This window comes from Streptacidiphilus monticola (assembly GCF_042658505.1).
Classification (GTDB): domain Bacteria; phylum Actinomycetota; class Actinomycetes; order Streptomycetales; family Streptomycetaceae; genus Streptacidiphilus; species Streptacidiphilus monticola.
The window spans coordinates 2,865-15,774 of the sequence record NZ_JBHSQJ010000035.1 but is presented as its reverse complement, the minus strand read 5'-3'; the positions used below and the strand labels follow the sequence as shown (position 1 = coordinate 15,774).

At 74.1% G+C, this 12,910-nt stretch carries 12 protein-coding genes and 1 pseudogene; 5 read left to right on the top strand and 8 right to left on the bottom strand.

Going from position 1 to position 12,910, the window contains the following annotated elements:
• Positions 1–11: 11 nt before the first annotated feature.
• From ACFP3V_RS09950 to ACFP3V_RS09930, 5 genes are all read left to right on the top strand, one after another.
• Positions 12–1,139: an FAD-dependent oxidoreductase gene (locus ACFP3V_RS09950; protein ID WP_380582072.1), complete on the top strand. Its 1,128-nt coding sequence runs from the start codon at positions 12–14 to the stop codon at positions 1,137–1,139.
• Positions 1,136–2,140, top strand: a complete 1,005-nt coding sequence (locus tag ACFP3V_RS09945) for an amidohydrolase family protein (RefSeq protein ID WP_380582070.1) — start codon at positions 1,136–1,138, stop codon at positions 2,138–2,140. Before ACFP3V_RS09950 ends, ACFP3V_RS09945 begins: the two co-directional genes overlap by 4 nt.
• 15 nt (positions 2,141–2,155) lie before the next feature.
• Entirely contained in the window at positions 2,156–3,091 is a 936-nt protein-coding gene (locus ACFP3V_RS09940; RefSeq protein WP_380582068.1) for a VOC family protein, read from the top strand.
• Positions 3,092–3,193: 102 nt separating this feature from the next.
• A complete protein-coding gene (locus tag ACFP3V_RS09935; protein WP_380582066.1) occupies positions 3,194–4,156 on the top strand; it encodes a fumarylacetoacetate hydrolase family protein in 963 nt (320 codons plus the stop codon).
• Positions 4,153–4,896, top strand: a complete 744-nt coding sequence (locus ACFP3V_RS09930) for an SDR family NAD(P)-dependent oxidoreductase (RefSeq protein WP_380582064.1) — start codon at positions 4,153–4,155, stop codon at positions 4,894–4,896. The genes ACFP3V_RS09935 and ACFP3V_RS09930 overlap by 4 nt, the downstream gene beginning before the upstream one ends.
• Before the next feature lie 364 nt (positions 4,897–5,260).
• Here the strand turns inward: ACFP3V_RS09930 and ACFP3V_RS09925 are convergent, their stop codons facing one another.
• The 8 genes and pseudogenes from ACFP3V_RS09925 to ACFP3V_RS09890 all read right to left on the bottom strand — a co-directional run.
• Entirely contained in the window at positions 5,261–6,451 is a 1,191-nt protein-coding gene (locus tag ACFP3V_RS09925) for a 4-hydroxybenzoate 3-monooxygenase (RefSeq protein ID WP_380582062.1), read from the bottom strand.
• A gap of 4 nt (positions 6,452–6,455) precedes the next feature.
• The gene (gene pcaDC, locus ACFP3V_RS09920) at positions 6,456–7,613 is read right to left on the bottom strand and encodes a bifunctional 3-oxoadipate enol-lactonase/4-carboxymuconolactone decarboxylase PcaDC (protein ID WP_380582060.1); all 1,158 of its coding nucleotides are present in this window, start codon (positions 7,611–7,613) and stop codon (positions 6,456–6,458) included.
• A gap of 10 nt (positions 7,614–7,623) precedes the next feature.
• Positions 7,624–8,970, bottom strand: coding sequence for a 3-carboxy-cis,cis-muconate cycloisomerase (gene pcaB / locus ACFP3V_RS09915; RefSeq protein WP_380582157.1), 1,347 nt, complete (start codon positions 8,968–8,970; stop codon positions 7,624–7,626).
• Positions 8,971–8,986: 16 nt separating this feature from the next.
• Positions 8,987–9,549, bottom strand: a pseudogene (pcaG, locus tag ACFP3V_RS09910) (protocatechuate 3,4-dioxygenase subunit alpha).
• Positions 9,546–10,310 (bottom strand): protocatechuate 3,4-dioxygenase subunit beta, encoded by a 765-nt coding sequence (pcaH, locus tag ACFP3V_RS09905; protein WP_380582058.1) that lies wholly within the window; start codon positions 10,308–10,310, stop codon positions 9,546–9,548. Before pcaH ends, pcaG begins: the two are co-directional and overlap by 4 nt.
• 5 nt (positions 10,311–10,315) lie before the next feature.
• Positions 10,316–11,524, bottom strand: coding sequence for a thiolase family protein (locus ACFP3V_RS09900; RefSeq protein ID WP_380582056.1), 1,209 nt, complete (start codon positions 11,522–11,524; stop codon positions 10,316–10,318).
• Complete coding sequence (locus ACFP3V_RS09895; RefSeq protein ID WP_380582054.1) at positions 11,521–12,159, bottom strand: CoA transferase subunit B; 639 nt, start codon at positions 12,157–12,159, stop codon at positions 11,521–11,523. The genes ACFP3V_RS09900 and ACFP3V_RS09895 overlap by 4 nt, the downstream gene beginning before the upstream one ends.
• A partial coding sequence (locus ACFP3V_RS09890; protein WP_380582052.1) for a CoA transferase subunit A occupies positions 12,159–12,910 on the bottom strand: 752 nt, incomplete at its 5' end. The genes ACFP3V_RS09895 and ACFP3V_RS09890, both read right to left, overlap by 1 nt.

The window sequence follows — 12,910 nt, the reverse complement described above, 5'->3', positions numbered from 1 at the left end:
GGAGCACCCCCATGACCCAGCCCCGCAGAGTCCTCGTCATCGGCGGCGGCGCGGCCGGCAACGCCGTGACCGTCCTGCTGCGCAGAGCCGGTATCCAGGTGGACCTGGTGGAGGCCCGGGCCGACTGGAACGCGACCACCGGCTCCGGTATCACCGTCCAGGGCAACGCCCTGCGGGTGCTGCGCGAACTCGGCGTCGGGGACCAGGTCCTGGCCTCCGGCTACGCCTTCGACGCCGTCGGCATCACCACCGTGGACGGCACCGTCCTGCACGTCCAGGAGGACGCCCGAACCGGCGGCGACGACCTGCCTGCCACGGTGGGCATGCAGCGGCCCCGACTGCAGCGGATCCTCATCGACGCCGTGCGGGCGAGCCGCGCCGACATCCGGCTCGGCACCACCGCCGAGGCGATCGAACAGCAGGGCGAGCAGGTGCTCGTGCGCTTCTCCGACGGCAGCGAGCGGCGCTACGACCTGGTCATCGGCGCGGACGGCATCAGCTCCCGCACCCGCGGCCAGATCGGCATCACCGACAAGCCCGAGCCGACCGGCATGGCCATCTGGCGTGCCCCCGCCCCGCGCCCCGCGTCAGTGGTCCGCACCGATCTCGCCTACGGCGGCCCGGCGTTCATCGCCGGTTACTGCCCCACCAGCGCCACCACGATCTATGCCTACGTCGTCGAGGCCAACCGGGACCGCGCCTCCATCCCCCCGGAGCACTTCGCCGACGAGATGCGCCGCCTGGCCCGCGAGTACGGCGGCGCCTGGACCGAGATCACCCCGCACCTGACCGACCCGGCGCAGGTCAACTACACCTGGTTCGACCGGCTGCTGGTCGAGGGCTCCTGGCACCGCGGGCGCGTGGTGCTGGTCGGCGACGCCGCCCACGCCTGCCCGCCCACCATCGCGCAGGGCGCGGCCATGTCGCTGGAGGACGCGCTCGTCCTGGCCGAGCTGCTGACCACCCGTCAGGACTGGGACGAGCGGCTGCTCCAGGACTACTACGAGCGCCGCATCCCGCGCGTACGCGCGGTGGTGGAGGCGTCGGTGCAGATCGGCCAGTGGCAGCTGGACGGCGTCCGCGGCGACGTGCCCGGCCTGATGTACCGCACCATGATCATGCTCAAGGAGGCCCCGTGACCCGCCCCGTCGGCCGTGTCGTGGACGTGCACGCCCACGTGCTGTTCCCCGAGGTGGACGCCCTGGTCGCCGGCCATCCGGGGCTCGCCGCCGCCCGCGCCCTGGACGCCCGCCGCAACGGCCCCGAGGCGCTCGCCGTCAACGGCCCGATGGTCGGCTCGCGCATCCCGAAGCTGACCGACGTCGGCGTGCGACTGGCCGCGATGGACGCGCAGGGCGTGGATGTCCAGCTCGTCTCCCCCTCACCCTCCCACTACCACTACTGGACCGACGAGCTGACCGCCCGCCGGCTGTGGGAGAGTGCCAACCAGGCCACCGCCGACCACTGCGCGAAGGCCCCCGACCGGCTCCGCGGCCTCGGCCTGGTCCCACTGCAGCACCCCGGCCAGTGCGCTGCGGCCCTCGACCACGCCCTGTCGCTGGGCCTGCTCGGCGTCGAGATCTCCTCGCACGCGCCGGGACGCGAACTCTCCGACCCGGCCTACGAACCCTTCTGGGCCCGCGCGGCCGAGACCGGCGCCGTGCTCTTCCTGCACCCCTTCGGCTGCACCCTCGACGAGCGGCTGGACCGCTGGTACCTGTCCAACACGGTCGGCCAGCCCGCCGAGAACGCCGTCGCGCTCTCCCACCTGGTCTTCGGCGGCGTCCTGGACCGCCACCCCGGCCTCAAGCTCCTCGCCGCCCACGGCGGCGGCTACCTGCCGACCCACATCGGCCGCTCGGACCACGCCTGGCGGGTCCGGCCGGACGCCCGCAACTGCGCCCAGCCGCCGAGCAGTTACCTGCGCCGGATCTGGTTCGACTCGCTCGTCCACGACCCCGCCGTGCTGCGCCACCTCGTCGCCGCCGCAGGCGCCGACCGCGTCCTGCTCGGCTCCGACTTCCCCTTCGACATGGGCAGCGAGGACCCCCTCGGCGCGCTCCGCGACGCCGACCTGCCGCCCGCCGTCCTCGACGCCGTCGCCGGCGGCAACGCCGCCGCGCTGCTCGGCCTCGGCTGACCCCTGGAGTCCCCGATGAACCGCTACCTCACCCACCTGCGCCACGTGGACCTGGCTGTCCCCGACTACGACCGGCAACTCGACTTCTACTCCGGCGTCTGGGGCCTGACCACGGTCGCCGAGGACACCGGCATCTCCTTCCTCGCCGCCGAGGGCTCACCCGAGCAGTACGTCGTCCGGCTGCGCAAGTCCGCCGAGAAGCGCCTCGACCTCGTCTCCTACGGCGCCGCCACCCCCGCCGACGTGGACGCCCTCGCCGAGCAACTGCTCTCCCAGGGCGTGCAGTTGGTCTCCCAACCGGGCGCGGTGGACACCCCCGGCGGCGGCTACGGCTTCCGCTTCTTCGACTGCGACGGCCGCACCGTCGAGGTCTCCGCCGACGTCGCCGCCCGGCAGCACCGCAGGATCGAGGCCCAGGAGGCCATCCCGGTCCGCCTCTCCCATGTCGTCCTCAACTCCCCGGACCTCGACCGGACCCGGCAGTGGTACGAGCGGCACCTCGGCTTCCGCCTGTCCGACACGCTGTCCTCGCCGCACCTGGGCGAGGTCATGCACTTCATGCGGATCAGCAACCAGCACCACTCCATGGCCCTGGCCAAGGGACCGCACACCTCGCTGCACCACGTCTCCTTCGAACTGCGCGGCCTGGACGAGTACATGTACGGCACCGGCCGGGTGATCCGGGCCGGCGTCCGCAAGATCTGGGGCCCCGGCCGCCACCTGGCCGGCAACAACACCTTCAGCTACTTCCTCGACCCCCACGGCAACACCGTGGAGTACACCACCGAGCTGGAACTGCTGGACGAGGACAGCTGGCACCCCCACGTCTACGACTTCTCCCGGCCCGAGGTCACCGACCAGTGGGGAACCGCCAACCCCATGAACGAACTGGTCGCCAAGGAGTCCTTCAACGACGTGGACCCCGGCCTCTTCGTCGCCCCGCCGGTCTGACCAGTTCCGTGTCCGGACAGGTTTCGCCGGGTCGCGCGCCGCAACCCGGTGGACCTGTCCGGACACGGCACCGGCCGACCCGACCCCACCGACAGGAGGACCATGCGCTTCGTCAGCTACCAGCACGGTGACACGCGCCGCAGCGGCGTCGTCCACGCCGAACGGATCCATCCGCTGCCGGACGGCGGTGACCTGCTCGCCCTGCTGCGGGCCGGGGGCGGCGACGCGCTGCGGGCGGCCGGGGCGGCCGCGCTCGCCGCCCCGGCGGGCCCGGCCCTCACCGAGGTACGGCTGCTGGCGCCGCTCCAGCCGCCCACCGTCCGGGACTTCGTCACCTTCGAGGAGCACGTCGAGGGCGTCCGCCGCTCCATCGACCACGCGGCCGGCGTGCCGGAGCAGTGGTACGCCGCCCCCACCTTCTACTTCACCAACCCCTACGCCGTCATCGGCCCGCACGACGACGTGCCGGTGCCGCCGGGGTCCGCCGTGCTCGACTTCGAGCTCGAGGTCGCCGCCGTCATCGGCCGCGCCGGACGGGACCTGACGCCCGCTCAGGCGCGCGAGCACATCGTCGGCTACACCATCCTCAACGACTGGTCCGCCCGCGACCTCCAGTCGGCGGAGATGACGGTCGGCCTCGGCCCCTGCAAGGGCAAGGACACCGCCGCCACCCTCGGCCCGGCGCTGGTCACCGCCGACGAGCTGGAGCCGTACCGCGACGCGGAGGGGTTCCTGCGCCTGGCCCTGACCGCCGAGGTCAACGGCGAGGTGGTGGGCGGCGACCTGCTCTCCCACATGGGCTGGACCTTCGAGGAGATGGTCGCCTACGCCTCGCGCGGGACCTGGGTCCGCCCCGGCGACGTGCTCGGCTCGGGCACCTGCGGCAACGGCGGCTGCCTCGCGGAACTCTGGGGCCGCAACGGCCGCCAGGACCCGCCCCCGCTGCGGCCGGGCGACACCGTCGCCCTGACCGTCGAGGGCATCGGACGCACCGTCAACACCGTGGTCACGGGCGCCGATCCGGTCCCGCTGCCCCACGCCCGGACACGGAAGGAGCGGTCGTGAACGGCCTGCTCGACCTGGCCGGGCGGACCGTCGTCGTCACCGGCGCCGCCCGGGGCATCGGCCGCGCCGTCGCCGACACCCTGACGGCGCTGCACGCCGACGTCGTCACCGCGGACCTCGCCGGTGACGTGGACCACCGCCTCGACGTCACCGACGAGACCGGCTGGGCCGCGCTGGCGGCCCAACTGCGCGCCACGCGCGGGCAGATCCACGGCCTCGTCAACAACGCCGGCGCCACCTGGCGTGCCCGCCTCGACACCGTGACGCCCGCCGACGTCCACCGCGTCCACGACGTCAACCTCGTCGGGCCCCTGCTCGGCATCCAGCACCTCGCGCCGCTCATGCCCGCGGGCGGCTCCATCGTCAACATCGGCTCCACGGCCGCCCTGACCGGGCACTACCCGATCGCCTACACCACCAGCAAGTGGGCCCTGCGCGGCCTGGCCCGCGCCGCCTGCGTGGAGCTGGGACCGCGCGGCATCCGGATCAACACGGTCCACCCGGGCTACATCGACACCGAGATGACCGCCTCCGCCCCCGGGGCCTTCCGCGAGGCCCAGCTCCGCGAAACCCCTCTCGCCCGCACCGGCGCCCCCACCGAGGTCGCCGCCGCCGTGGCCTTCCTGCTCTCCCCGGCCGCCGGCTACGTCACCGGCACCGACCTGCCCGTCGACGGCGGCTTCACCGCCCACGCCGGCGCCAAGACCATCTCCGACGCCCTGAGCCCGGACGCCGGCTGACCCTCCCGCCGACTCGTGCTCCCCCGAATCCGAGGACCCTCTCGGGCCAGTCCGTGTCGGGCTCTGCGTCGTCGAGCGCCGCGCCGATCGTCCGCTCTCCGTAGCCGAAGTGGGATTCCATGATCGCCGCCAGGCCGTCGAGCTCGTACCCGATCGCGTCCAGGACCGAGCCGCGCGATTCGGCGGCCGGTCCGTCACCGGCACGCGATGCCGCCCGCAATCCGATCACGCGCCGCGGCGGCACGGCACGCGCGTTGCCCGCGCGGACCGCCCGCCCGGCGCTCTGCCGGCGAAGGTACCCGCCCACGGGGAGGCGGACGCCTCCCGCCGCTGCGGGCGGGGGCGCTCTCCTCCGCTCGGGTGGTCAGAAGACCGGCAACCCGGCGTAGTTCTCGGCAAGTTCCGCCGCCGCGTGCGGGGAGGACGCGATGCGGTCCAGCTGGGAGAGCTGCAGGCGGGTGTCGAACTCGCTCTGTCCGGGGGCGGTGTGGAGGGTGGTGGTCATGAACCAGGAGAAGTGCTCGGCCCGCCAGACGCGCCGCAGGCAGGTGTCGGAGTAGGCGTCCAGCTCCGCTGTGGAGCCCGTGCGGGCCAGGGCCGTGAAGGCGCGGGCGAGGACGATGACGTCGGAGGCGGCGAGGTTGAGGCCCTTGGCGCCGGTCGGCGGGACGATGTGGGCGGCGTCGCCCGCGAGCAGGACGCGGCCCCAGCGCATGGGCTCGGTGACGAAGCTGCGCATCGGCAGCACCGCCTTCTGGGTGATCGGGCCGCGTTCCAGCTTCCAGTCGCCGTCGATGGCGAAGCGCGCCTCCAGCTCGTCCCAGATCTGCTCGTCGGTCCAGGCGGCCGGGTCGGTGCCGTTGGGCACCTGGAGGTAGAGGCGGCTGACGGTCGGTGAGCGCATGCTGTGCAGGGCGAACCCGCGCGGCGAGTGGGCGTAGATCAGTTCGTCGCAGGACGGGGGCACGTCGGCCAGGATGCCGAACCAGGAGTAGGGGTAGACCCGTTCGAAGGTCCGCAGCTCACCGTCGGGGATCGCCTGGCGGACCACCCCGTGGAAGCCGTCGCAGCCGACGACGTAGTCGCACTCCAGGGTGCGCTCGACGCCCTCGTGCCGGTAGTGGACCACCGGCCGGCCGGTGTCCGCGCCGGTCACGGCGGTGACCTGTGCCTCGAACAACAGCGGCGCGCCGTCGGCCAGTTGCAGTGCGATCAGGTCCTTGACCACCTCGGTCTGGGCGTAGACCCACACCTTCCGGCCCCCCGTCAGCGAGGGGAAGTCGATGCGGTGGCCGCGCCGGTCCCAGCGCAGCTCCACTCCGTCGTGGACCAGGCCCTCGCGGTCCAGGCGGTCGGCCGCGCCGCAGGCCCGCAGCGCGTCGACGGTGCCCTGCTCCAGGATGCCGGCGCGCTGCCGCTGTTCGACATAGGCGCGGTCGCGCGACTCCAGCACGACGCAGTCCACGCCGGCCCGGTGCAGCAGGCGGGCGAGCAGGAGCCCGGCAGGGCCGCCGCCGACGATGCCGACGGTGGTGCGGGTGGGGAGGGTTCTCATGGCGTCAGGCCTCTTCTTCACGGTCTTCGGGTCGTTCGAGCTCGTCGAGGACGCGGCGGGCGATGGCGAAGGCGGTGTTGGCGGCGGGGACCCCGCAGTAGATCGCCGTCTGCAGCAGCACCTCCTGGATCTCCTCCGCGGTCAGGCCGTTGGTGCGCGCGGCGCGGACGTGCATGGCCAGTTCGTCGTGGTGGCCCAGAGCCACGAGCGCGGTCAGCGTGACGCAGCTGCGGGTGCGGCGGTCCAGTCCGGGCCGGGTCCAGATCTCGCCCCAGGCGTAACGGGTGATCAGGTCCTGGAAGGGTGCGGTGAACGCGGTGGTGCCGGCGACGGCGCGGTCCACGTGCGCGTCCCCGAGGACGGCACGGCGCACGGTCATGCCGTCGCGGTACGCCGTCGAGCCGAGGTGGTCGAGCATCGCCCGCAGTACCCGCTCCGGTTGCTCGGCGGGCGCGAGATGGGCGGCCCCGGTGATCTCGACCAGCGTGGAGTCGGCGATGCCGTCGGCGAGTTGGCGGGCGTGCCCGGGCGGCGTGGCCGCGTCCTGGCGGCCGGCCACGACCAGCGTCGGGGCGGTGATCCGGCCGAGGTCCGCACGCAGGTCGAAGCCCGCGAGGGCGTCGCAGCAGGCGGCGTATCCGGCCGGGTCGGCTTCGGCGTGGTCGGCGATCAGCGCGCGACCGGCGTCCGTGCCTTCGTAGCCCGGGGTGAACCAGCGCGCCGGCGCGGTCCGCACCAGCCAGTCCAGTCCCTCCGCGCGGACGCGGGCGGCGCGCTCGTGCCAGGCGCCGGGCTCGCCGAAGCGGGCGGAGGTGCAGACGAGGACGAGCGAGGCGACCCGCTCCGGGTGGTGGACGGCGAGCCAGCTGCCGACGGCCCCGCCGAGGGAGTCGCCGGCGTAGGCGAAGCGGTCGATGCCGAGGGAGTCGGCCAGCTCCAGGACGAGGGCGGCGAGAGCGGCCACGGTGGGCTCGCCGAGGACGGCCGCCGGGGTGCCGCCGTGGCCGGGCAGGTCGTAGCGGACGACGCGGTGGCCGCGGGCCAGCCCGGGGACCAGGGCGTCCCACAGGCGCAGGCTGGTGCCGAGGGACGGTCCGAGCAGCAGCGCGGGGGCGTCCCGGCGCCCGTCGTCGGTGTGGTGCAGCAGCGGGGAGGTGGTCATGGTCGTCGGCTCACGGCTTCCTCTGGCGGCGCAGCGCACGGTCCGTCAGTTCGGGTGCGGCGCCGAGGTAGTGGGTGGGGTCGAGCAGCTCGCGCAGCTGCGCGAGGTCGAGCGCGCCGTTGAGCTGGGGCTGCTCGGCGAGGGCGTCCTCGAGGGGCAGGCCCTCGGCTGCGGCCGCGCTCGCGGCGCGGGTGAGCAGCCGGCGCGCCTCGGCGGCGCCGAGGTGCGGGGTGAAGGCGGCGACCAGCCGCTCGGAGACGATCAGTCCTTCGGTGAGGTCGAGGTGCGCCCGCATCCGGTGTTCGCTGACCTGGAGCCCGGCCAGCAGCTCGCGGGCGTCGCGGGCGGCTCCCCCGGCCAGGCGCAGGGCCTCGCGCAGCGGCTGCCACTCGGCGTGCCACGCCCCGGCGGGGCGTTCGTCCTCCGCCGCGAGGGATCCGAACAACACCGCTGCCAGGGCTGGGAGTTGGCGGGCGGCCGCGGCGATCAGGGTGGCCCGGACCGGGTTGGCCTTGTGCGGCATCGCGGAGGAGCCGCCGCCGCTGCCCTCGGCCAGTTCGGCGGTCTCGGTGCGGGTCAGCAGCAGCACGTCTGCGGCGATCTTGCCGAGCGCCCCGCCGGTCAGGGCGAGGGCCGCGCCGAGGTCGGCGACCGGGGTGCGCAGCACGTGCCAGGGCAGCGCCGGTGCGACGAGCCCGGTCTCGGCCGCGTAGCGGTCGAGCAGGTCCGGATCTCCGCCGAGGGCGGCCAAGGTGCCTGCGGCGCCGCCGAGTTGCGCGGGCAGCGCGACGGCCGCGAGGCGGTCGCGGGCGTCCAGGAGGAGGCTGCGCCAGCCGGCGGCCTTGAGGCCGAAGGTGGTGGGGACCGCGTGCTGGGTGAGGGTGCGGCCGGGCATGGGCGTGGCCCGGTGGCGTGCCGCCAGCACGGCGAGCGTGTCGGCGGCGGCGTCCAGATCGGCGAGGATCAGCTGCCGGGCCCGGGCGGCCACCAGCATCAGCGCGGTGTCGAGGATGTCCTGGCTGGTTGCGCCCCGGTGCACCCAGGCCGCCGTCTCCGCGCCGACGGCCGCGCTCAGGTCGGCGACCAGCGGGATCACCAGGTTGCCGCCGGGGCGGGCGCGCAGCGCGAGCCCGCGTGCGTCGAAACGGTCGGCGCGCGCCGCGTCCGCCAAGCGGGCGCGGACATCGGCGGGCGCGCCGAGGGCGCGGGTGAGCGCGGCCTCGGCGTCGAGCAGCGCCTGGGGCAGCGCGCTGTCGCCGGTCGCCGCCTCGACGTCGGAGCCGGCTCGGCCCGGGCTGAGCAGCCCGAGGTCGGCGGCCGGGTCGACGACCGGATCGACGGACTGATCGCCGGGCAGATCGATGGGCGTGTGGTCAGCGGAACTCAAGGAAGACCGTCTCCTCCGTGGCGTCCCCCTGGATGCGGATGTCGAAGCGGTAGGTCCCGGACGCCTCCTGACGGGCGATCAGGGTGCGCCGCCGTTCCTCGGGCAGCGAGGCGAGCAGCCCGTCCGCCACGTCGTCGCCGAGGTAGGCGCGGGTGTACAGGTGGTGCAGCAGGCCGCGCGCGAAGACGACGACAGAGAGGTACGGCGTCTGCGCGGGCGGTGGCAGCGTCCGTACCGCGTAGTGCCCGTCGGCGTCCGTGGGCACCCGGCCGAAGCCGGTGAAGGCGAGGCCGTCGCGGCCGATGACCGCGCCGGTGACCGGGTCGCGGCGCAGCGAGCCGGGCGCCCCGGCGCGCGAGCCGTCGGGGGCTGCCTGCCAGACCTCCAGCAGCGCGTCGGGGATCGGCCCTCGCCGTCGCGGACGGTGCCGTGCACGGTGACGGTGCGCGGGTCGCCCTGCGGGGCGATCTCGCCGCCCCGGGCGAAGGGCAGCGCGTAGCCGTAGAAGGGGCCGACGGTCTGCGCCGGGGTGATCGCGGCCTGGGTCACAGCTGCTCCTCGTCCTCGGTCCAGGTGGCGTGGGGGCCGTCGAGCACGATGTCCCACTGGTAGCCGAGGGAGAACTCGGGCTCGGACAGCTCGTGGACGTACTCCGCGACCAGCCGGTCGCGGGCCGCCGGGTCGGTGACGGACTGGAGGATCGGGTCGTAGCGGAACAAGGGGTCGCCGGGGAAGTACATCTGGGTGACCAGCCGCTGCGTGAACGCGGTGCCGAACAGTGAGAAGTGGATGTGCGCGGGCCGCCAGGCGTTGAGGTGGTTGCGCCAGGGATAGGGGCCGGGCTTGATGGTGGCGAACCGGTAGCGGCCCTGATCGTCCGTCAGGCAGCGGCCGACGCCGGTGAAGTTGGGGTCGAGCGGTGCGGGGTGCTGGTCGCGCTGGTGCGCGTAGCGGCCGGAGGCGTTGGCCTGCCAGATCTCCACGAGCTGTCCGCGCACGGGCCGCCCGTCCCGGTCGAGCACCCGGCCGCTGACCGTGATCCGCTCCCCCAGCGGCTCGCCGGTGTGCTGCCGGGTCAGGTCGCTGTCGAGGTCGGTGACGTCGGTGACGCCGAACACCGGCCCGGACAGCTCCACCGCCTCCGGGTCCTTGACCACGATGAGCGGCTGCGTGGGGTGCCGCAGCACGCTGCTGCGGTAGGGGGCGTAGGCGCGGGAGGGGTGTGCCGATCCGTCCGGGCGGACCGCGGCCATCTCCGCGTCGATGGTCTTCTGATCCGGTGTCGGATCGAGGTTGGTGCTGTGGGTCATGTCGTTCAGCGCTCCAGGACGAGGGCCAGTCCCTGGCCGACGCCGATACAGAGGGTGGCCAGGCCGGTGCCGGACCCGGCCGCGGCCAGCTGGTGGGCGAGGCTTCCGGCGATCCGCGCGCCGGACGCGCCCAGGGGGTGGCCCAGGGCGAGGGCGCCGCCGCGCGGGTTGACCACGGCGGGATCGAGCTCGGGCAGTTCGGCGAGACAGCCGAGGGCCTGGGCGGCGAAAGCCTCGTTGAGCTCGACCACCGACAGGTCGTCGAAGCCGACGCCCGCCTTGGCGAGCGCCTGCCGCGAGGCGGCGACCGGACCCAGCCCGAACCACTGCGGCTCGATCGCCGTCACCGCGCTCGCCCGGATCCGGGCGAGCGGTTCGGCTCCCAGCTCCCGCAGGCCGGCCTCGTCGGCGAGCAGCAGGGCCGCGGCGCCGTCGTTGAGCGGGGAGGAGTTGCCGGGCGTCACCGAACCGTCTTGGCGGAAGGCGGGCTTGAGGCGGCCCATCGACTCCGGGGTGCCGCCGTCGCGGATGCACTCGTCGCGCTCCAGCTCTACGCCCGGCAGCTGCACCACCTCGGCGTCGTACCCGCCGTCCTTCCAGGCGCGGGCCGCCTTCTCGTGGCTGGCGAGGGCGAAGGCGTCCTGCTGCTCGCGGGAGATCGCGTGCTTGCCCGCGATCAGTTCGGCGCTCTCACCCAGGGGCACCGTCCACTCGGGCGGCATGGCCGGGTTGACCATGCGCCAGCCGAGCGTGGTCGAGTACAGCTCCTGGTGGCCTGCGGGGAAGGCTCGTTCGGGCTTGGGCAGCACCCAGGGGGCCCGGCTCATGGACTCCACGCCGCCGGCGACCACGATGCTGTGGTCCCCGAGCGCCACGGCGCGCGCCGCCTGGATCACCGCCTCGAGCCCGGAACCGCAGAGCCGGTTGACGGTCACACCGGGGACGGTCACCGGCAGGCCGGCCAGCAGCACCGCCATCCGGGCCACGTCCCGGTTCTCCTCCCCGGCGCCGTTGGCGTTGCCGAAGAAGACGTCCCCGATCCGGGCCGGGTCGAGCTGCGGGGCGCGCGCCACCAGGGACCTGACGACATGTGCGGCGAGGTCGTCGGGCCGCACCCCGGCCAGCGCGCCCGCGTACTTGCCGATCGGCGTGCGCACGGCGTCGACGACGTAGACGTCCTTGATCTCCCCGACGCCGTTGGTGTGGCCGCTCACCGCTCCGCCTCCAGGATCTTCGTGCCGCTGCGCTCGCGGACCTCCGCCAGGCTGACGCCCGGGGCGAGTTCGACCAGGCGCAGCCCGTCCTCGGTGACGTCGAGGACGGCGAGGTCGGTGATGACGCGGTGGACGCAGCCGCGGCCGGTGAGCGGCAGCGTGCAGTCCTCGACGAGCTTGGCGCCGCCGTCCTTGGCGTTGTGCTCCATCACGACGATGACCTTGCGGGCGCCGTGGACCAGGTCCATGGCCCCGCCCATCCCCTTGATCATCTTTCCGGGTACGGCCCAGTTGGCCAGGTCGCCGCGGGCGGACACCTGCATGGCCCCGAGCACGGCGACGTCGATGTGGCCGCCGCGGATCATCCCGAAGGACAGGGCCGAATCGAAGAACGCCGCGCCGGGCGCGACCGTGACGGTCTCCTTCCCGGCGTTGATCAGGTCCGGGTCCACCTGGGCCTCGGTGGGGTAGGGGCCGACGCCGAGGATGCCGTTCTCCGACTGGAGCACCACATCGACACCCGGGGGAAGGTAGTTGGGGATCAGCGTGGGCAGGCCGATGCCCAGGTTGACGTAGGCGCCGTCCGGCAGTTCGCGCGCGGCGCGGGCGGCCATCTCGTTGCGGTTCCAGGGCATCAGCCGCGCACCGTCCTCTCGCCCGTCACGGGCTGCGAAAGCGTCCGCCGTTCGATCCCCTTGTCGGCGGCCTGAGCGGGCGTCAGTTCCAGGACCCGCTGCACGAACACTCCGGGGAGGTGCACCTCGTCCGGGTCGATCCCGCCCGGCTCGACCAGCTGCTCGACCTCGGCGACCGTGATCCGGCCGGCCATCGCCGCGAGCGGGTTGAAGTTGCGGGACGCCTTGGCGAAGACGAGGTTGCCGTGCCGGTCCCCCTTGGCGGCGCGCACCAGGGCGAAGTCGGTGGTGATGCCGCGCTCCAGGACGTAGTCGCGCCCGTCGTACTCGCGGACCTCCTTGGGCGGGGAGGCGAGGGCCACGCTGCCGTCCGAACCGTACCGCCAGGGCAGGCCGCCCTCGGCGACCTGGGTGCCGACGCCCGCCGGGGTGAAGAACGCCGGGATGCCCGCGCCCCCGGCCCGCAGCCGCTCGGCCAGGGTGCCCTGCGGGGTCAGCTCCAACTCCAGCTCCCCGCTGAGGTACTGGCGCGCGAACTCCTTGTTCTCACCGACGTAGGAGCCGGTCACCCGGACGATGCGCCCGGCCGCCAGCAGCAGGCCGAGGCCGCCGCCGTCCACGCCGCAGTTGTTGGAGACGACGCTCAGCCGCCCGGCACCCTGCCGGTGCAGGGCCTCGATGAGCACGTTCGGGACTCCGCTGAGCCCGAATCCGCCCACAGCCAGCGAGGAGCCGTCGCCGATGTCGGCGA

Excerpts from the sequence above, each read along its gene's own strand:
- pcaDC (WP_380582060.1), bottom strand. The coding sequence starts at position 7,613 with ATGACCACCTCCCCGCTGCTGCACCACACCGACGACGGGCGCCGGGAC.
- ACFP3V_RS09895 (WP_380582054.1), bottom strand. The coding sequence starts at position 12,159 with ATGCCCTGGAACCGCAACGAGATGGCCGCCCGCGCCGCGCGCGAACTG.
- pcaH (WP_380582058.1), bottom strand. The coding sequence starts at position 10,310 with ATGACCCACAGCACCAACCTCGATCCGACACCGGATCAGAAGACCATC.
- ACFP3V_RS09925 (WP_380582062.1), bottom strand. The coding sequence starts at position 6,451 with ATGAGAACCCTCCCCACCCGCACCACCGTCGGCATCGTCGGCGGCGGC.
- ACFP3V_RS09935 (WP_380582066.1), top strand. The coding sequence starts at position 3,194 with ATGCGCTTCGTCAGCTACCAGCACGGTGACACGCGCCGCAGCGGCGTC.
- ACFP3V_RS09940 (WP_380582068.1), top strand. The coding sequence starts at position 2,156 with ATGAACCGCTACCTCACCCACCTGCGCCACGTGGACCTGGCTGTCCCC.
- ACFP3V_RS09950 (WP_380582072.1), top strand. The coding sequence starts at position 12 with ATGACCCAGCCCCGCAGAGTCCTCGTCATCGGCGGCGGCGCGGCCGGC.